This is a genomic window from Corynebacterium epidermidicanis, from assembly GCF_001021025.1.
Taxonomy (GTDB): Bacteria; Actinomycetota; Actinomycetes; order Mycobacteriales; family Mycobacteriaceae; genus Corynebacterium; species Corynebacterium epidermidicanis.
In genome coordinates this window covers 973,148-992,488 of the sequence record NZ_CP011541.1, presented here as the reverse complement: position 1 = coordinate 992,488, position 19,341 = coordinate 973,148, and the positions used below count along the sequence as shown (strand labels likewise).

General features: G+C 59.5%; 14 protein-coding genes. 8 read left to right on the top strand and 6 right to left on the bottom strand.

Annotated features, from left to right (window positions below):
• Positions 1 to 8 precede the first annotated feature (8 nt).
• On the top strand, positions 9 to 3,767 hold the full coding sequence (locus CEPID_RS04645; protein ID WP_047239961.1) for an ABC transporter ATP-binding protein: 3,759 nt from the start codon (positions 9 to 11) through the stop codon (positions 3,765 to 3,767).
• Positions 3,768 to 3,927: 160 nt separating this feature from the next.
• On the top strand, positions 3,928 to 7,677 hold the full coding sequence (locus CEPID_RS04640) for a multifunctional oxoglutarate decarboxylase/oxoglutarate dehydrogenase thiamine pyrophosphate-binding subunit/dihydrolipoyllysine-residue succinyltransferase subunit (RefSeq protein WP_047239960.1): 3,750 nt from the start codon (positions 3,928 to 3,930) through the stop codon (positions 7,675 to 7,677).
• Between the two features lie 246 nt (positions 7,678 to 7,923).
• Here the strand turns inward: CEPID_RS04640 and CEPID_RS04635 are convergent, their stop codons facing one another.
• Positions 7,924 to 8,634, bottom strand: a complete 711-nt coding sequence (locus tag CEPID_RS04635) for a hypothetical protein (RefSeq protein WP_144413448.1) — start codon at positions 8,632 to 8,634, stop codon at positions 7,924 to 7,926.
• A gap of 83 nt (positions 8,635 to 8,717) precedes the next feature.
• Between CEPID_RS04635 and corA the strand changes: the two genes are divergently transcribed.
• Positions 8,718 to 9,833, top strand: coding sequence for a magnesium/cobalt transporter CorA (gene corA, locus CEPID_RS04630; RefSeq protein WP_083984383.1), 1,116 nt, complete (start codon positions 8,718 to 8,720; stop codon positions 9,831 to 9,833).
• Here corA and CEPID_RS04625 read toward each other — a convergent pair.
• A complete protein-coding gene (locus CEPID_RS04625) occupies positions 9,830 to 10,309 on the bottom strand; it encodes a general stress protein (protein ID WP_047241356.1) in 480 nt (159 codons plus the stop codon). The genes corA and CEPID_RS04625 overlap by 4 nt on opposite strands.
• Before the next feature lie 235 nt (positions 10,310 to 10,544).
• Between CEPID_RS04625 and CEPID_RS04620 the strand changes: the two genes are divergently transcribed.
• From CEPID_RS04620 to CEPID_RS04605, 4 genes are all read left to right on the top strand, one after another.
• Positions 10,545 to 11,843: a magnesium transporter MgtE N-terminal domain-containing protein gene (locus CEPID_RS04620; protein WP_047239958.1), complete on the top strand. Its 1,299-nt coding sequence runs from the start codon at positions 10,545 to 10,547 to the stop codon at positions 11,841 to 11,843.
• Positions 11,836 to 12,417: a DUF1003 domain-containing protein gene (locus CEPID_RS04615; RefSeq protein ID WP_047239957.1), complete on the top strand. Its 582-nt coding sequence runs from the start codon at positions 11,836 to 11,838 to the stop codon at positions 12,415 to 12,417. The genes CEPID_RS04620 and CEPID_RS04615 overlap by 8 nt, the downstream gene beginning before the upstream one ends.
• A gap of 72 nt (positions 12,418 to 12,489) precedes the next feature.
• Complete coding sequence (locus tag CEPID_RS04610) at positions 12,490 to 13,623, top strand: Mrp/NBP35 family ATP-binding protein (RefSeq protein WP_047239956.1); 1,134 nt, start codon at positions 12,490 to 12,492, stop codon at positions 13,621 to 13,623.
• Between the two features lie 33 nt (positions 13,624 to 13,656).
• Positions 13,657 to 14,721 (top strand): ArsO family NAD(P)H-dependent flavin-containing monooxygenase, encoded by a 1,065-nt coding sequence (locus CEPID_RS04605; RefSeq protein ID WP_047239955.1) that lies wholly within the window; start codon positions 13,657 to 13,659, stop codon positions 14,719 to 14,721.
• On the opposite strand, the gene tatB is transcribed toward CEPID_RS04605, so the two are convergent.
• The 3 genes from tatB to sigE all read right to left on the bottom strand — a co-directional run bounded on the left by tatB (position 14,718) and on the right by sigE (position 16,525).
• The gene (tatB, locus tag CEPID_RS04600) at positions 14,718 to 15,188 is read right to left on the bottom strand and encodes a Sec-independent protein translocase subunit TatB (RefSeq protein ID WP_047239954.1); all 471 of its coding nucleotides are present in this window, start codon (positions 15,186 to 15,188) and stop codon (positions 14,718 to 14,720) included. The two genes, CEPID_RS04605 and tatB, sit on opposite strands and share 4 nt — an antisense overlap.
• A gap of 19 nt (positions 15,189 to 15,207) precedes the next feature.
• Positions 15,208 to 15,663, bottom strand: coding sequence for an anti-sigma factor family protein (locus tag CEPID_RS04595; protein ID WP_144413447.1), 456 nt, complete (start codon positions 15,661 to 15,663; stop codon positions 15,208 to 15,210).
• Positions 15,664 to 15,811: 148 nt separating this feature from the next.
• Positions 15,812 to 16,525 carry an RNA polymerase sigma factor SigE gene (gene sigE / locus CEPID_RS04590; protein WP_083984382.1) on the bottom strand — a complete coding sequence of 238 codons (714 nt, stop codon included), beginning with the start codon at positions 16,523 to 16,525 and terminating at the stop codon, positions 15,812 to 15,814.
• 259 nt (positions 16,526 to 16,784) lie between these two features.
• On the opposite strand from sigE, the gene CEPID_RS04585 reads away from it, so the two are divergent.
• Positions 16,785 to 17,429: an O-methyltransferase gene (locus CEPID_RS04585; protein WP_047239953.1), complete on the top strand. Its 645-nt coding sequence runs from the start codon at positions 16,785 to 16,787 to the stop codon at positions 17,427 to 17,429.
• 560 nt (positions 17,430 to 17,989) lie between these two features.
• On the opposite strand, the gene glgC is transcribed toward CEPID_RS04585, so the two are convergent.
• Positions 17,990 to 19,207, bottom strand: coding sequence for a glucose-1-phosphate adenylyltransferase (glgC, locus tag CEPID_RS04580; RefSeq protein WP_047239952.1), 1,218 nt, complete (start codon positions 19,205 to 19,207; stop codon positions 17,990 to 17,992).
• Positions 19,208 to 19,341 lie beyond the last annotated feature (134 nt).

The following is a 19,341-nucleotide window of genomic DNA, read 5'->3' as shown; positions in this document are numbered from 1 at the left end:
AGCTCACTGTGCGCTCGCTTCGACTCCACGATCTGTGGCAGATCGTCAAACAATTCCCACTAGCTGCCGTCGCGGCCACGATTGCCACCATCGGGGTCGTTGCCTTTGAGTCGTTGATTCCGCTGCTGACAGGCAACGCCGTGGATGTGGCAACGGGATCTTCGGTCGGCGGGGCGTCGGCAAGGCTGCTGCCCAGCCTAAACCCCCTCACGGCCATCTTGGTGGTCCTGGTGGCCACCGCGCTGGCGCGATTCGCCATGCAGTTTCTGCGTCGCTATACCGCGGGTTTGCTGTCCATCAACGTGCAGCACGAGCTGCGGCTGCGGGTGTTGGACACTCTCCAGCGTCTCGACGGCCCAGGCCAGGACCGCATTCGGGTGGGGCAAATCGTCAGCCGATCCATCTCGGACATCAACATGGTCCAAGGCTTGGTGGCGATGCTGCCACTCGCCGTCGGGCACCTGTTGAAACTCGTACTCACCATAGCGATCATGCTGTGGCTGTCTCCCAAGCTCGCGCTGGTCGCGCTAGCTGCCCTCCCCATCATCATGTGGGGTGCAGTCAGCAGCCGGAAACCTCTGTTCGCTGCCACCTGGTCTGCGCAGCAGGAAGCAGCCAACATAGCCACTCACGTAGAAGAAACCGTGACCGGGGTGCGAGTGGTGAAGGCCTTTGCACAAGAAGACCGCGAAACCGACCGGATGGAAGATCTCGGTCGATCCCTCTATGCGCAGCGTATGCGTGCCGCCAGGATGACCGCTCGGTTCCAGCCGATGCTCGATCAGCTGCCACAGCTGGCCTTGGTAGTCAACGTTGCTCTAGGTGGTTGGCTGGCGCTCCAAGGTGTGATTTCAATTGGCACCTTCGTGGCGTTTTCTGCGTATCTGTCCTCGCTTACCGGCGTGGCCCGCATGCTTTCGGGAATGGTGCTACGGATCAACATGGCTGCGTCCTCGGTGGCGCGCGTTTTCGAGGTCCTTGACCTACGCCCAGACATTGCCGAACCCACCAATCCCCGTACGCTTCCAGGTGGTCCGATTGGACTCGCTTTGGACTCAGTTACGTTTTCAGACCAGGGTCGTCGGGTACTCAATGACCTCACTTTCCGTGCGAAGCCGGGTGAAACCCTAGCGCTCGTCGGGCCACCCGGATCAGGAAAGACGATGGCGGTTCAGCTATTGGGCAAGTTCTACGAACCCGAAACCGGAACCATCAGCCTCACGTCCGGCTCCGAAAGCATCGATTACCGCGAGGTGACCAAGGCCGAACTCCGGCGCGCAGTCATCACGGTATTCGACGAAGCTTTCCTGTTCTCGGCAAGCATCCGCGAAAACATCACGATGGGCGGCGAATACTCGCAAGCCGAGCTAGAGGCAGTCGCGCGCGCCGCGCAAGCCCACGAATTCATCACTGATCTCCCCGGAGGCTACGAAGAAGTCGTCGGCGAGCGCGGATTGACCCTATCCGGTGGTCAACGCCAACGCATCGCGCTGGCCCGCGCGCTTCTCGCCCGCCCACGTGTGCTGATCCTCGACGACGCCACCTCCGCCATCGACGCCACCACCGAAGCCCGCATTTACGACGCTCTGCGTCGCGACTTCACAGACGTCACGATCATCGCGGTCGCCCACCGCCACTCCACCCTGGAGCTGGCCGATCAGATTGCGCTCCTCGAAGGTGGCCATGTCACCGCGTTCGGCACCTTAGCGCACATGCGAAGCAACGCCCGGTTCTCCCACCTCATGGACCTCAACTTCCAAGAAACAACGGTCGAGGGCCTGCCATTCGACGACGGCGAAGAACCACCCTTCGTACAGCTCTGGCCGGAACAGAGTTCCCACGTGGAAGGGGAAGTTCCTGCCATGAGTGCGGCAACAATGCGCTCGGTCGCCTCGGCCACGGGCCCGGGTGGCGGAGGCAACCGTGGTGGCGGACCCGGTGGCATGATGGCATCCCTCCCGGCCACACCCGAGCTGCTAGCCGACGTCGCAAAGCTCCCGCCCGCGCTTGAACAGCCACGCATCGATGCTCACCACGCCCGAACTGATCGCAGCCCATTCCGCCTGCGACCACTATTTCGCCAGGTTCGTTGGCTCATTCTGGCCACCATGGCCTGCCTCTGCGCCGGGGTCGCGGCCGACCTCGCCTTCCCCACCTTGGTACGGCATGCCATCGACAAAGGCGTGATCGCCCACGATGCTACTCAGCTATGGATCGTCGCTGGCATTGGAGCGTTTGTGGTTTTTGCTAGCTGGGGCGTGGCAGTGGCTCAAACGATCTTGACGGCACGCACTGGTGAACGCCTGCTCTTTTCGCTGCGGCTGCGCTCCTACGCGCACCTGAACCGGCTGAGCATGGACTACTTCGAGCGCACAATGTCCGGGCGCATCATGACCCGCATGACCACCGACATCGATGCGCTGTCATCATTCCTCCAGACCGGCCTGGCCCAAGCGATCGTCTCGCTCAGCACCTTGATCGGAATTACGGCCATGTTGCTGGCCACCGATGCCACCCTCGCGCTTGTGGCGCTCTCCTCGCTGCCAATCCTGATCATCGCCACTGCAGTTTTCCGACACATCTCCTCGCGCCTCTACACCCTCTCCCGGGAACAAATCAGTACAGTCAACGCGCTGTTCCAAGAAAACATCTCTGGAGTCCGCATCGCCCAAACCCACGGCATGCAAGCTCACTCGAGGCGAATCTTCGCTGGTTTCGCCGAACAGTACCGCGTCTCCCGCATCCAATCCCAGACCGCGGTCGCCATCTACTTCCCCGGAATCAACATGCTTTCCGAACTTGCCAGCGCCGCAGTGCTGGGCGTGGGTGCCCACCAGGTGCTGCGTGGCGAAATCTCCCCGGGCATCCTCGTCGCCTTCATCATGTACATGGGTCTGTTGTTCGGCCCGATCCAACAACTCTCCCAGCTTTTCGACGGCTACCAGCAGGCCCAAGTCGGGTTCACCAGAATCCGCGAGCTGCTGGAAACGCAGCCGACGGTCGTCGATAAGGGCACCCAAGGCGGAGCCCACGAGGCGGCCGGGGGAACCATCGACTTGGATCGCGTTACCTTCGCATACGGACCGGACCAAGCGCCGGTGACGGAGGACTTCTCTCTCACCATTGCCCCCGGAACCACCCTTGCGCTGGTCGGGGCCACTGGCGCCGGGAAATCGACGACGATTAAGTTGCTCGCTCGCTTCTACGACCCCATCAAGGGCGAAGTCCGGGCGCGTGGAACTGACCTGCGCTCATTCCTATTGCAGGAATGGCGGGCGGCCGTAGGGCAGGTACCGCAGGAAGCGCACCTCTTTAGTGGCACGATCGCCGAGAATATCGCTTACGGCCGGCCGGAAGCTACTGAGGCAGAAATCACGGATGCAGCCCGACGCGTGGGCGCGCTCACCGCGATCGCTGCGATCCCCGGTGGGTTTAAGCATGAGGTCGGGGAACGCGGCCGAGGCCTGTCCTCGGGTCAGCGTCAGTTGATTGCCCTGGCGCGCGCCGAAATGATCGAGCCTCGCCTTATGCTCTTGGACGAAGCCACCGCCACGCTCGACCCGGCGACTGAGGCAACGATCTTGAATGCTGCTGACCGTTTGACTTCCTCACGCACCTCTGTGATCGTGGCCCACCGCCTGGCGACTGCCGCCCGCGCAGACCGAATATTGGTCATCGATAAGGGGCGTATCATAGAAGACGGTACGCATGCCTCCCTACTCAATTCGGGTGGGAGATATGCCGAAATGTGGAATGCCCACACCTAATAGGTAGGCCATCGGATCGGCCGGTGTCATCGGAAGCAAAGTCTGAGTTCTTTCGGGTTTGCCGGTGACATTTCGGGCCTGAATTCGTTAGCCTGGTATGAACTACTACAGTTATATCCAGACACAAATTTTTACCAAGGAAACGAGGCGAGACACTGCCGTGAGCAGCGCTAGTAATTTCGGCCAAAACCAGTGGCTGGTAGACGAAATGTTCCAGCAATACAGTGCAGATCCACAATCCGTAGATGCGGAATGGCGCGAGCTGTTTGAAAAGCAGGGCGCTCCTGCAAATGCGAACTCCACTACCCCTATTACCCCTGCAAAAGCGACCGCAGAGGCAGCTGGAGCGTCCGCTCCTTCCGCCCCATCGCACGCCGCAGATAAGGTCAACAAGGGCCAAGCTCCATCGGCTGCTGAGCGTGGTGGTCGCCCGCTTTCCGACGGCCCAGCGTCTACCGAAGCTCAGCGCGCTGCGTCCCGCAAGAAGAAGGACTCCCCACTTGATCGTGCGGGCGAACTTCCAGCTGCAGGCGACAAGGCCCTGAAGGGTATCTTCAAGGCGATCGCTAAGAACATGGACGAATCCCTCGAGGTCCCAACGGCTACGTCGGTTCGCGACATGCCAGCTCGTCTCATGTTCGAAAACCGCGCTCTGGTCAATGACCACCTCAAGCGCAACCGCGGTGGCAAGATCTCCTTCACCCACATCATCGGCTATGCCATGGTCAAGGCCGTCATGGCTCACCCAGACATGAACAACTCGTACGACGTCATCGATGGCAAGCCAACCATCAAGACTCCGGAGCACATCAACTTGGGTCTGGCTATCGACCTTCCGCAGAAGGACGGTTCCCGCGCACTGGTCGTGGCGGCCATCAAGGAAACCGAAAAGATGGCCTTCAACGAGTTCGTTGCGGGTTACGAGGACATCGTCAAGCGTGGCCGCGAAGGCAAGCTTGGCATGGACGACTACCAGGGCATCACCATTTCCCTGACCAACCCAGGTGGCATCGGCACCCGCCACTCCGTCCCACGCCTAACAAAGGGCCAGGGCACCATCATCGGTGTCGGCTCGATGGATTACCCAGCCGAATTCCAGGGCGCTTCCGAGGACCGCCTGGCAGAACTCGGCGTAGGCAAGCTGGTCACGATCACCTCGACCTACGACCACCGCATCATCCAAGGCGCCGAATCCGGCGAGTTCCTGCGCACCATGTCGCAGCTGCTTATCGACGACAGCTTCTGGGACCACATCTTCGAAGCCATGGGCGTTCCTTACACCCCAATGCGCTGGGCACAGGATGTGCCAAACCGCGGCATCGACAAGAACACCCGCGTCATGCAGCTCATCGAGGCATACCGCTCCCGTGGCCACCTGCTTGCCGACGTCAACCCGCTGAACTACCAGCAAGACGGCATGCCAATCCCGGATCACCGCGACCTCGACATCGCCACCCACGGCCTCACCCTGTGGGACCTGGACCGCACCTTCAATGTCGGTGGCTTCGCAGGCCGCGAAACGATGACGCTTCGCGACGTCCTTTCCACCCTGCGCGCCGCCTACACCCTCAAGGTCGGCTCCGAATACACCCACATCATGGATGCCGACGAGCGCCTGTGGCTGCAGGATCGCCTCGAAGCGGGCATGCCTAAGCCAACCCGCGCAGAGCAGAAGTACATCCTGCAGAAGCTCAACGCCGCCGAAGCATTCGAGAACTTCCTGCAGACCAAGTTCGTCGGCCAGAAGCGCTTCTCCCTCGAGGGAGCTGAGTCCCTCATCCCGTTGATGGATGCAGCGATCGATACCGCAGCCGGGCAGGGTCTCGACGAAGTGGTCATTGGCATGCCACACCGTGGCCGTTTGAATGTGCTGGCTAACATCGTCGGCAAGCCTTTTGGGCAGATCTTCAACGAGTTTGAAGGCAACATGTCCATTGACACCGCTGGCGCATCCGGCGATGTCAAGTACCACCTCGGAGCTGAAGGCAAGCACATCCAGATGTTCGGTGATGGCGAGATCAAGGTCTCGCTGGCCGCGAACCCATCCCACTTGGAAGCTGTGAACCCAGTGATGGAGGGTATCGCCCGCGCTAAGCAGGACATCCTCGACAAGGGACCAGACGGCTACACCGTCGTACCGCTGCTGCTCCACGGCGACGCTGCCTTCGCGGGCTTGGGTATCGTCCCTGAGACGATTAACCTCGGCAAGCTGCGCGGCTACACCGTCGGTGGCACCATTCACGTGGTGGTCAACAACCAGATCGGCTTCACCACGACCCCAGATTCCGGTCGTTCCAGCCACTACGCCACCGACCTGGCTAAGGCCTACGCCTGCCCAGTTTTCCACGTCAACGGTGACGACCCAGAGGCCGTGGTATGGGTAGCTCAACTGGCCACCGAATACCGCCGTCGTTTCGGCAAGGACGTGTTCATCGACCTCGTCTGCTACCGCAAGCGTGGCCACAACGAAGCCGACGACCCATCGATGACCCAGCCAAAGATGTACGACATCATCGACAACCTGCCAAGCACCCGCGCTAAGTACGCCGCCGACTTGCTCGGTCGTGGCGACATCTCGGAGGCTGAAGCCGAGGCACTCGCACGGGACTTCCACGAGCAGCTCGAAGCTGTCTTCGCCGACGTCAAGGCCGAAGAAAAGAAGGGCCCAGCTAAGCAAGAAGGCATCACGGAGTCTCAGCGCCTGCCTCGTGGCCTGGACACCTCCATCACCACCGCCGAACTGGGCGAAATCGGCGACGCATGGGCACAGCTGCCAGAGAACTTCCACGCACACACCCGTGTTGCTCCGATCGCGGAGAAGCGCGCCAAGTCCGCACGCGAAGGTGGCATCGACTGGGGCTGGGGCGAGCTCATCGCCTTCTCTTCCCTTGCCAATGCAGGTAAGACCGTTCGCCTCGCAGGCGAAGACGTTCGTCGCGGCACCTTCACGCAGCGCCACGCCGTGATGGTGGACCCAACCACCGCTGCGGAATACAACCCAGTTCACGAACTGGCTGTTTCCAAGGGCAACGGTGGTCGCTTCATGATCTACAACTCGGCGCTGACCGAGTACGCCGCCATGGGCTTCGAATACGGCTACTCCGTGGGTAACCCAGAAGCCGTCGTCGCATGGGAAGCACAGTTCGGTGACTTCGCCAATGGTGCACAAACCATCATCGATGAGTACGTTTCCTCCGGCGAAGCAAAGTGGGGCCAGAAGTCTGGCGTCATCCTGCTGCTGCCTCATGGCTACGAAGGCCAGGGCCCGGACCACTCCTCCGGACGCATTGAGCGCTACCTGCAGCTGTGTGCGGAAGGCTCGATGACGGTTGCACAGCCAACCACCCCAGCTAACTACTTCCACCTGCTGCGTCGTCACGCACTGGGCGAGCTGAAGCGTCCGCTTGTGGTCTTCACTCCGAAGTCCATGCTGCGCATGAAGGCCGCAACTTCCTCGGTTGAGGAGTTCACCGAGGTCAAGCGCTTCCGCTCCATCATCAACGACCCACGGATCGTGGACATGCTCGGAAACGTTATCGGCGACCCGGCAAAGATCAAGACGCTGCTGCTGGTTTCCGGCAAGCTGTACTACGACTTGGAGAAGAAGCGCGCAAAGGACGGCCGCGAGGATGTCGCCATCGTCCGCCTCGAGCAGCTTCACCCAATCCCATACAACCGCCTGGCCGAAATCTTCGAGATGTACCACAACGTCGAAGAAGTACGCTTCTGCCAGGACGAGCCAGCAAACCAGGGACCATGGCCATTCCTGGCATTGAACCTGCCAGAACTGCTGCCTGACATGCCACGCATGAAGCGCGTCTCCCGACGTGCACAGTCCTCCACCTCGACCGGCATCAACAAGGTGCACCAGCTCGAGCAGGAAGCTCTCATCAACGAAGCCTTGGCATAAGCTGATGCAGGTTCCTAGGGCTCGGTGAGAATCTCACCGAGCTCAGCGGGTTTCTAAAAGGGCTCGCAGGGGAAAAGGGACCTGGCCAGTGCTGATTCAAATCAGTGTTGGCCAGGTCCTTTGTTGTGTTTGAAGCCCAGCGATGTGCTGCAATTGCGCTTCTTCTGTTCGCCGATTGCCTTTGAAGTTGTACAAAATTTCAGGCGCAATCTCGAAGGCTCTCGGCGCACGCACGCGACAGCTGCGCTACACCGAGTAGGAATCGAGCAGCTTGGCGGCGCGATTCTTCAAGGACACCGAATCTTTCGGCCCGATGTAGTACGCCCGCAGGTCATCGTCCGAGATCGCACCAGAGACAATATTGAGGGTGTCGCGGTTATGACGGTTGAACGCCGTCTCCCGAAACACTGGAACAATGTTTTGCGGCAGGTCATCGCCGGTGGTACCGGCCTTAGCAACAGAAACGGCAGCTCCCCCATTCTGCTGACATCCGATGGCATTTGAAGGATTCGATGCGGCTAAGCGATCTGGCAGGCTGGCGACCATGCTTTGGTACACCGTGTCACGCCAAGATCCATCATTAGGGTCTAGCTCTCCCCGTTTCCGTTCCGCCTGGAGTTTCTTCGCATGTTCCTCAGCGAGTTGGGGGTCCATCTGCCGGAGTAGGTCTCCGGTGCATCCCAGGATTAGTTCCGCGTTGCCATCTTCGAGGTCAGCTATCCGAGGTTCAGACTCTTCTACCACTTCGAGGTATGCCTCTTGGCCGCGTCGAACTAGGGCTTCCGCGTAGAGCGTGCCTAGCGCTATTTCTTCGGGACGATTCGCCCGCGCTACCACCTTAATTGACACGACATCCGATTCCCTAGCTGGCCGGTTGGGTTCGGGAGCGCATGCCGTCGTCGAAACGGCAAAGATGCTGGTAATGGCGGTGAGGGCGAGTACTCGAATAGCGGACACGTATCGCATTGTAACTTGCCTGGGCGCGCGGTAGTGTTTACTGGTTGGATCAGATCTGGGTTTCGTAGGGAAAGAGGGTTTTCATGGCAAGCAATTCGCGTAATTTTCCTCGCCCAAAGATTTCATTGTCGCCGAGCAAGGTGGTCGCCAAGGCGTCGCCAAAGCCAGCCAATTCCGCAACCAAGTTGCGTGTTCCCGTCGAGCGTGCGATCGAGCGCTGCGTGATTTACCGGGATGGCCATCCTGTTCGCGGCTCTTATGGCTATCGGGAGGCGCTGGAGGAGGTGCGTCGCACTGGCAGTGGCTATGTGTGGCTGGGTCTGTATGAGCCTGATCAGCACCAGATGGTGAGCATTTCGGAAGCCTATGACGTCCACGAACTCATTGTTGAGGACGCGGTGTCCGCACGCCAGCGCCCCAAAGTGGAGCGTTACGACGACCAGTTTTTCTTCGTCATCCGTAGCGTGAAGTACACCGACGACGCGATCGTCAACAATGCGCGCGAGATCATCGAGACCGGCGAAGTCCAAATGATCGTTGGCAAAGACTTCATCATTACCGTCCGCCACGGCGAGCAAAGCACCATTCCAGGCCTGAAACGTCGCCTCGAGTCCGACCCTGAGCAGTGCGCAATGGGCCCCACCGCGGTGTCTTGGCTGATTTCCGACGTGCTTGTCGACGAGTACCTGCGCATCAGTAGCTTGCTGTCCACCGATATTGACGAGCTCGAAAACGAAGTGTTCTCCCCCGGCACCCGGTTCGACATCGAGCAGATCTATCGCCTCAAGCGCGAGATCCTAGAAATGCGCCATGCCATCGATCCGCTCGCTTTGGCGTTGCGAACCCTGACCAACGCCCACAATGACCTGCTGAGCGAGGAGATCTCCAGCTACTTCCTGGACGTCCTCGATCACGAGCTAGCGGCGGCAGACCACGTGGCCTCCCACGACGAGCGTCTCACTTCGCTGATCAACGCGGGTGTGGCCAAGGTATCAATGCAGCAAAACGCCGATATGCGTCGGCTTTCTGCTCTCGTCGGTATGGCAGCTGTGCCCACGATGATCGCGGGTATTTATGGCATGAACTTTGAAAACATGCCCGAGTTGTCCTGGCAGTACGGCTATTTCGCCGTGCTTGGCGTGATGCTGGCATCGATCGTGGCCATGTACTGGTTCTTTAAGAAGAACAACTGGCTTTAAGCCAAGCGTGCTCGGGCGATCGCATCCCGCGCGCCACGGGCGTACTCGGGATCGCATAGGACGTCGTAACGCCCAGCAACGATTTGGGTGGTCGAGCTGAAATCGCGTCGCCCGCGGCTCCCGGCGTACGGCACAGCGGCAGAAACCATCCCGAAGAACACACCCATCAGCACACCGGCTAGCAAAGGGCCGAGCCAGGACTGGTTAAACATTCCGAGTAGCAGGCCAAAGAATACGCCCATCCACGCACCGGACACAGCACCTCCGGCCAGGACTCTACCCCAGGACAATCGACCGATTACTCGCTCTACTTCCATCAAGTTCACCCCCACGATAGTGAGCTTTTCCACGGGGAAATTGCCCGTGTCGCTGAGCATGTCAACAGCCGCCTGCGCCTCAGCGTAGGTGCCGAAACTCCCCACCGGCCAGCCCGTGGGAAGGGGGCGTGGATTCTCCTCAACCGGGGTCCTACCCATCCCAGGTGCACTTGGGCGGTCAGCTGGGCGTGCCCAAGTGTCCGGCTGTTGCTGCGGTTGCGCCTCACGGGACTGTGGCGGCAGCGCCTCGCCGGGTTGCTGTGACGATTGGGGGTCGGAATTCTCCGGGTACACAGTGGTCCTTTTGATAATCGGGATTAATAGATTCCTTAAGTAACAACGCCCAACCTAGCGCCGCGGTTCCCACCGGGGGTATCGCGTAAAGTCGGTTACTATGAGTTCACCAACCCGCGTCTATGTAGGGCGCCTCAGTGGCATGGTTGTACGCGGCCCCGATGCAGAATCAATTGGGCGGGTACGCGATGTTGTCGTGAGCATCCGCAGCTCCCGCCACGCTTCACGCGCGCTCGGTCTAGTCGTGGAGATGACGAACAAGCGTCGCATTTTCGTCCCCCTCCTGCGCGTGGCTGCTATCGAACCAAGCGAAATCACCCTGGTATCCGGGTCGGTATCAATCCGAGAGTTCAAGACGCGCGCCGGTGAGCTAACAGTGATGAAAGACCTGGTAGGCGCGAAAATCCACATCGACGATCCCGAATTGGCGCATCTGCACGGTAAACCAGTCGAGATCGCAGATGTGGAAATCGAACGCACCCGCACCCGAGATTGGGTGCTCAGTCGCGCGGCAGTTTTCAGCGAACGCAGCGCATTCGGTCGACGAACCGGCCTCGAAGTCACCCCGTGGTCGCACGTCCAGGGCATTTCCGCAGGCGGTATCGGCACATCAAACGCCACCGCGGAGCTCATCGCCTCATTCGACGACATGCGACCCGCCGACATCGCCACCGTCATCCACGAGTTGCCCGCCCAACAACGCCAGCAGGTCGCCGAAGAACTTACCGACGACCGCCTGGCCGACATCATCCAAGAGCTTCCCGACGACCATCAAGCCGAACTCATCGAATCGATGGACATCGAACGCGCCGCCGACGTGCTGGAAGAAATGGACCCGGACGATGCCGCCGACCTTCTCGGAGAACTCCCGCACGAAAAAGCAGACGTGCTCCTTGAACTCATGGATCCGGAAGAATCCGCCCCGGTGCGTCGCCTCATGACATTCTCGCCCGATACCGTGGGCGCCCTGATGACGCCCGAGCCGATCATTCTCACCCCGCAAACCACCGTCGCGGAAGCCCTAGCCATCGTACGCAATCCCGAACTACCAAGCTCATTGAGTTCGATGGTTTTTGTGGTCCGCCCACCCACAGCCACGCCGACTGGCAAGTACCTTGGGTGCGTGCACCTGCAGAAACTACTTCGTGAGCCCCCAAGCTCGCTCATTGGCGGCATTTTGGACCCAGACCTGCCACAGTTGTTTGCCAACGACTCTCAAGAGACCGCGGCCCGTTACTTCGCCATGTACAACCTGGTGTGTGGCCCTGTGCTCGATGAGGACCAACACCTTTTGGGAGCAGTGGCTGTCGACGACCTCCTCGACCACCTGTTGCCGGAAGATTGGCGTGAGCATGGTCTACGCCCATCCGAGTCCTCACAGGGGGTGAACCGTGGCTGACCGTTCTGCACTCGATACGCCTGCCGTCGGAAAGAAGCGCCGTTTACTGCAAGTCGATGCGGATGCCATTGGAGCACTCGCGGAAAAGGTCGCGCGTTTCTTCGGCACGGGCGAGTACCTGTTTTGGCAGACCGTTTTTGTGATTTGCTGGATCGCGTTGAATGTCGGAGTGGTCGCGTTTTCCTGGGACCCCTACCCGTTTATCCTGCTAAACCTGGCTTTTTCGACGCAGGCTGCCTACGCTGCTCCGCTGATCTTGTTAGCGCAAAATCGACAAGAGGACCGTGACCGCGTCTCGCTCGCGGAAGACCGGCGTCGAGCAGAGCAAACGAAGGCGGATACGGAATTCCTTGCCCGCGAACTCGCCAGTGTCCGCCTGGCGCTTGGCGAAAATGTCACCCGCGATTACCTCCGCCACGAGTTAGAGGATCTGCACGGCATGCTCGAACGCATTGAGGCAAAGCTGGACGATGAGTCAGCCGCCCGCATTGCCCGCGAGCATGAGGAAAACCCAGGCGAGGTCACGGAACTCGCCGAACCCACCCAGGGTGACGTGGAACGTTCGCGCGACTAGGAGGGCTTGCTGTTGCGTGGCCCTCGCCCCGGCTGCCGGTTGGGGTAGACGGCGCGAGTAAGCTAGAGACCCGTGACTAACGTGATAAGCGAAGATGCCGTCCGTAGTGCCCTGGCACGAGTAGACGACCCAGAAATCGGAAAGCCAATCACCGAGCTCGGCATGGTGAAATCCATCCGAATTGACGGGGCAAACGTCGCCGTTGAGGTCTTCTTGACCATCGCCGGCTGCCCGATGAAGAACACCATCGTGGCAAACGTCGAAGCTGCCGTCCTGGAGATTCCAGGGGTAGCCAACGTGCAGGTTTCCACCGACGTGATGAGCGACGAACAGCGTCGACAATTGCGCACCAATCTGCGCGGCTCCGCAGAGACCCCAGAGATCCCATTCGCGAAGCCAAATTCCACCACTCGCGTGTTCGCCGTGGCTTCGGGTAAGGGTGGTGTCGGAAAGTCCTCCATGACCGTCAACCTGGGCGTTGCCCTCGCTCAACGTGGCCTTTCCGTCGGCATTCTCGACGCCGACATCTACGGCCACTCCGTCCCTGGCCTCTTGGGCTCTGACGCCCGCCCAAGCGCCGTAGATGACATGATCATGCCAGTCCAGGCGCACGGCGTAAAGATGATCTCCATTGCGCAGTTCACCGAAGGTAATGCCCCAGTGATGTGGCGTGGGCCGATGCTACAACGGGCTATCCAACAGTTCCTCGCCGATGTTTTCTGGGGCGACCTCGACATCCTGCTTCTCGACCTCCCACCGGGAACCGGTGACGTTGCCATCGCCATCGGCCAACTCCTGCCGAACGCAGAACTCCTTGTGGTCACTACCCCGCAGTCGGCGGCCGCAGATGTCGCTGAACGGGCCGGTACTGCGTCGCTGCAGACGCACCAGCGTCTCGCGGGAGTAATCGAAAACATGGGCGCGATGGTCCTGCCTGACGGCAGCACGATTAACGTCTTTGGTGAAGGCGGTGGCCAGCAAGTCGCGGACCGGCTAAGCGTGTTGACCGGTACGGACGTCGCTATGCTTGGCTCGATCCCGTTGGATCCGGAGCTGCGCGCTGGCGGCGACACCGGCGTCCCAGTTGTGCTTTCACACCCAGATTCCCCGACCGCCCAGGCGATCAACGCGGTGGCCGACAAGTTGCACGTGCGTCGGGAGTCCCTGGCTGGCAAGACCCTAGGCTTGGGCGTGGCACGCTCCTAAGTTTTACGTTCAGCACGGAAAGGCAAGGCCCACATGACCCACGATGTTGTCATTATCGGAGCTGGTCAAGCGGGTCTTGCCACCGCCTACTACCTTCGAAGCCACGACCTTGATGTCGTGCTGATCGACGCCTCTCCACAGCCAGGCGGCTCCTGGCCATTTACGTGGGAATCGCTACGCCTATTTTCCCCTTGGCACATCTCCTCGTTGCCAGGATGGCGACTCCCCGCTACCGCCGACTACTACCCCACCCCGGGCGAAATCATCAACTATTTCACTGCTTACGAGCAGCGCTACGGCTTCCTAGTTATGCGTGGCTATCGAGTAACCGAGGTCAGCGGGCACAGCCCATTTCAGCTCACACTATCTTCCGGCGAGCAGCTCTCCGCTCGTGTGGTCATCAACTGCACCGGCAATGCGTCGAGGCCGTTCGTCCCCTACGTCCCCGGCGCGCGGGACTTTTCCGGCACGATGCTGCACTCCCGGGATTACCGCACCGCGCAAGCGTTCAGCAATCGACGCGTGGCGGTAGTCGGCGGTGGCAACTCTGGAGCCCAGATCGCTGCGGACCTGGCAGGAGTGGCACGCCATGTCACCTGGTGCACGCTCCGACCGCCACGTTTCCTTCCCGACGACTACGACGGCGAGGCGCTCTTTAACGTAGCCAAGCAACGCCTGGCTGCCATCGAACGCGGAGAAACCGACGATGGTGGGTTGCGTGCGCTCGGCGACATCGTCGCGGTTCCCCCGGTTCGAACCGCGCGCGACGCCGGAATCCTTCGCAGCCACCCGATGTTTGACAGGTTCGGCTCCAGCGAGATCCACTGGGCTAACGGCTCCAGCCAGCTTATCGACGCCGTGATCTGGTGCACCGGGTTCCGGCCAGCACTCCAGCACTTGGCTCACGTTCCTCTGCAGCGCGATCAGCAACACCACATTTTGGTGCAAAACACGCAAGCGATCGGGGTGCCCGGAATGTTCTTCGTGGGCTACGGCGACTGGGTAGGGCCAGCGGCGGACACCATCATCGGCGTAGTGCCATTTGCCAAGATAGCAGCGCAGGCAGCTGCGCTGTTTCTCAGTAATCCCGACAGCTAGGTGATGTCGGCCCAGGAGAAGCCGCCGGCAGGCGGCTTGTTCTGATCGTCGGTGTCTGGGCGGGGTACTTGCTGAGTTTCCGGGGTGAGCTCCATCGTAGGGTCGGTTTTATGAAGTGCTGCGCGAGCTCGTTCCGTCTGTCCCGCAGTGTCCTCTTCTGCCATGATCTTTTTTGGATCGAAGTTGTCGAGGAAGGAGTCGTCGCCGTCGAGGAGCGCTTTGGTGATTGCGGCGCGTGGCCCCATCCGTTGGAGCGTAGCTAGGTCCGAAAGTGGTTTGCGGAACTCATCAAACTCGCCACCGAATTCGTCATTGAGGCCTTTTTTGGCATTGTCAATGGCGGTGCGCGCGGCCAGCAACGCAGCTCGCACGTCTTGGATCACCTTGGGAAGGCGCTCCGGCCCGATGAAAATGAGGCCAATGATGAACAGGACGAGGATCTCGCCCCAACCGACATTCGTAAACACTTATCTCACTCTAGTCTCACTACTTGCCGTGCGCTTTCTTGACCGCCCGATAAAACGTTTCTACCCGGGCGCTGAAACTGGTAGCACGAGCTGCCGGAAGGTCGTCCGCGGGTGGCCCCTCCGGGCAAGATTGGGCGATTGAGGTGAGTTTGTCTAATAGCGAACTCGGTGCGGACAGTTCCTCTGCTGCGCTCTTGCGAAGCCGTTCTGAGGCTCGTCGTTGAGCAAGCACCTCGGCCCGACATTCTGCGCAGTGGACCAGATGGACGCGCGCACGGTTCATTGCGATCGTCGGCAGCTCGTTATCGACGTAGCCGGCGATAGCTTCCGCGCTGAGGTGTTCGATGGAGTCAAAGCCGTGGTCGGCGCGATCGCGCGCTTCAGTCAGCTTTGGTAGCTGCGGGAGATGCGGCCGAAATGGCCTCTTTGGCGTTGCAACCACGAACTGTTCGACTCCTTTCCAGATCGTCGGCATTTATTCACCTGTGGGGCTGGCAAATCTGTGATTCTTGGGGCTAGCTCTGAGCACCTTGGGCTTTGGCTCCACCTTGGGCTTTGGCTCCACCTTGGGCTTTGGCTGCACCTTGGGCTTTGGCTCCCGAGCCTACCCAATTTTGCTTCGACTAGACCTTCGACTGGATCAACAACTGTGCGGATTCATCGGTCTCAGCGGCAGCTTCCAACGCAGCTCGCAGCTGAGAACGGCCACGGTGGATTCGCGAACGCACTGTACCCAATTTCACACCGAGGGTATCTGCTATTTCGTCGTAGGACATCCCGATGACGTCACAAAGCACGACCGCAACACGAAACTCAGGGCTGAGGCCATCAAGCGCTGCCTGGAGGGCAGGATCCAAGTTGGCTACGTTATATGCCTGTTCTGGGGTGAGGTCGGTTCCGGGGACACGCTCATAGTCTTCCGGCAAGGCTTCCATGCGAATTTTCGCGCGATGGCGCACCATATCCAAGAATAGATTCGTGGTGATGCGGTGAAGCCAGCCTTCAAAGGTTCCGGGCTGGTAGCTCTTGATGGAACGAAACACGCGCATGAAGGTCTCTTGGGTCAGGTCCTCTGCATCGTGTTGGTTACCGCTCAGCCGGAAAGCTAGACGATAGACCGAGTCAGCGTGTTCCTGAACGAGTTCTGCCCAAGTAGGCATCCCAGCAATACCGGCATCAAAAGCGGCGGTGCCGGTTAGCTCGTCAACTTGAGGAACTGATGCCTCACCGGAGGCGGGTGCTGCGGAGGGGCCAAACTCCTCACCTACGCCGTGCTCTGCTCGGGCCACAACGGACCCGTTCAAGCGAGAAACGTGCGAAGAGTCTACGGATTTCATGGTGTTAATTCTGCCTGCCCTTAGAAGGAATAGCTAATTGAACAATGCACTACTCACCTTAACGAGCGAAACTCAGGGAATATTCCAAATAAGACATCAATTTGCTTAAACTGCGGACACAGTTTGATAACGGTCACGCCCATCGCTGCCTAGGCAGCACACAGCAGGCGCTTTAGCCACAATTATCCCTTTTCCCTCAATTGTCACAAGGCGCGCGTGCTCCGCCCCTTCAGCTGGTCAGGCTTCTACACTGACCTGTGTGAACGATACTGCTACCACCGCACTAACCAACTACATCGTGGCCACTAGCACTGAAGAAGCATTTGTGGCTGATGCCCGCCAGCATGCCGAGGAGTTTGGCTTAGCTGTTCCGGACCCGATCACGGGTTCCTTGCTAGCAACTTTGGCCGCCGGTGCCGCCACCGCGGACAATGCCGGGGCTATCGCGGTCACGCCAGCCGCCGGCGTGGTCGGCCTTTACCTACTTAAGGGGCTCGGCGAGAAGGGGCACCTCACCTGCATCGATCCCGAAACCGAGCATCAGCGACAAGCCAAAACCAGCTTCCAGGCCGCCGGTTACCGCACGTCTGCCTACCGCTTCCTCCCCTCACGACCACTTGAGGTCATGGGACGCCTGGCAAACGACTCCTACCAGCTCGTTTACGGCGACGTCCACCCCGCTGACCTTCGCGCGTTCGTCGACGCAGCCTGGCCACTGCTTTCCTCCGGTGGCGTGCTCATCGTGACCAATGCGCTTCTCGACGGGACAATTGCCGACGAATCGCGTAAAGACCGCGACACGGTCGCCGCCCGCGCAACAGATGCATACCTGCGCGAACTTGATGGCGCCCTGTTGTGTCGTCTCCCCTTAGGCGCGGGGCTGACGATCGTCACCAAGCGATAGCGCGTCCTGGCTGGTCCTGGCTGGTCCTGGCCACCGATTGCCTTTGAGATTGCTCACTTCTGGCGGCGATTTTGAGCAACTTCGAGGACATTCAGGACACGAGAGCGAGAGTGCTGGAAGTGCCCGCACACCCCTCTAACTTGACCGCACCATATGCCCCTAAATCTGCCTTGTAGCAGCGCGGTGGTGTGGTCAAGTTTGCGGATAACGCTGAGACATGGGGGTGAGTAAAGAAAAGTACTTCTCTGAGTCCTGACTTCCGCAAGGTCGTGGTCCTCAAACCAGTATCTATTGTTGTCTGGGAGCCATAGCCCGCTCTATGTCGTCACTTCGGCGTAGTCGGACTACCGCCGTGGGATTTTATTCACTAAAAAACGCTGCTCTACGTAGTCGGACTACGCCGAAGCGACGACATAGCACTTGTGCAGCAAACCCGCACCGCCGGCGACACACCGACTGGACACACTCTTCTTTACTTAACCCCCAAAAAGGAACCCCCTTTCGTCTCCTACATTGCAGCAAACGAAAAGGGGAAATCATGCAGAACGCAACTACGTGGGTTATACGCGTTCGTTCTTACCGACACACACCACGCCACCTGCGCTGATGGTGAATCGTGAGGAGTCGCGCTCGTGGTCAACACCGATGAACTCACCTTCAGTGACCACTACGTTTTTGTCCAGAATCGAGTGACGAACCACGGCGCCCTTGCCCACGCGCACACCTGGCATGAGCACGCATCCTTCAACTGTGGCACCTTCCTCAACGATCACGTTGTTGGACAACACCGAATTGCGTACAGTACCGCCGGAAATAATGCAGCCGGAAGCAACCATCGAGGACTGTGCGATACCACCTTGGACGAACTTGGCTGGGGGGAAGTTTCCATCTTCGGTCGAGTGGATCGGCCAACTACGGTTGTAAAGATTGAACACCGGCAGCACGGAGATGAGATCCATGTGCGCTTCATAAAAGGCGTCGATGGTACCCACGTCTCGCCAGTAGCCCTGGTCGCGTTTCGTGGAGCCTGGCACCACATTTGCCGAAAAGTCATAAACGTTTGCTTCACCACGTTTAACGAAGTACGGGATGATGTCGCCACCCATGTCGTGAGCAGACTCTTCGTCGTCTTCGTCGGCCGTCAGCGCAGCGATGAGCGCATCGGTGTTGAAGATGTAATTGCCCATGGAAGCAAATGTTGCATCCGGGTCATCTGGCGTGCCGGGTGGATCGGCAGGCTTTTCCAGGAATTCGGTGATTGTGCCGTCTTCTTCCGCTTGGATGCAACCAAAAGCGGTTGCCTCGGCTCGTGGGACGCGGATTCCAGCGACAGTGACGGACTTGCCCGACGCGATGTGATCGTCGAGCATCTGACGTGGGTCCATGCGGTAGACGTGGTCCGCACCGAAGACGATGACGTAGTCCGGGTTTTCATCGTAAATCAGGTTCAGCGACTGCAAGATCGCGTCTGCAGAACCGGTGTACCAACGCTTACCCAAGCGCTGCTGCGCGGGCACCGGGGTGATGTACTGCCCCGTTAGCCCGGAGAGCTGCCACGATTGGGAGATGTGGCGGTCAAGGGAATGTGACTTGTACTGGGTCAATACGCAAATCTGCATAAAGCCGGCATTAACCAGGTTGGAGAGCACGAAGTGGATCAATCGGTACGTGCCGCCGAAAGGTACAGCTGGCTTGGCTCGGTCTGCAGTGAGCGGGAAAAGTCGTTTCCCTTCTCCACCTGCAAGGACAATTGCTAGGACATGTGGTTGGCTCCTCACTCTTTCCAACCTAGACACTTTCGGCTGACTGTGCAGGACAAAGTCGATATTGGGGCATTTTGGCCCCCCGGCTACACCCGTCGATAAGCTGCGTGGCTGTGGCAACGAGACTTGTTCCTGCACGAAAGTTCATC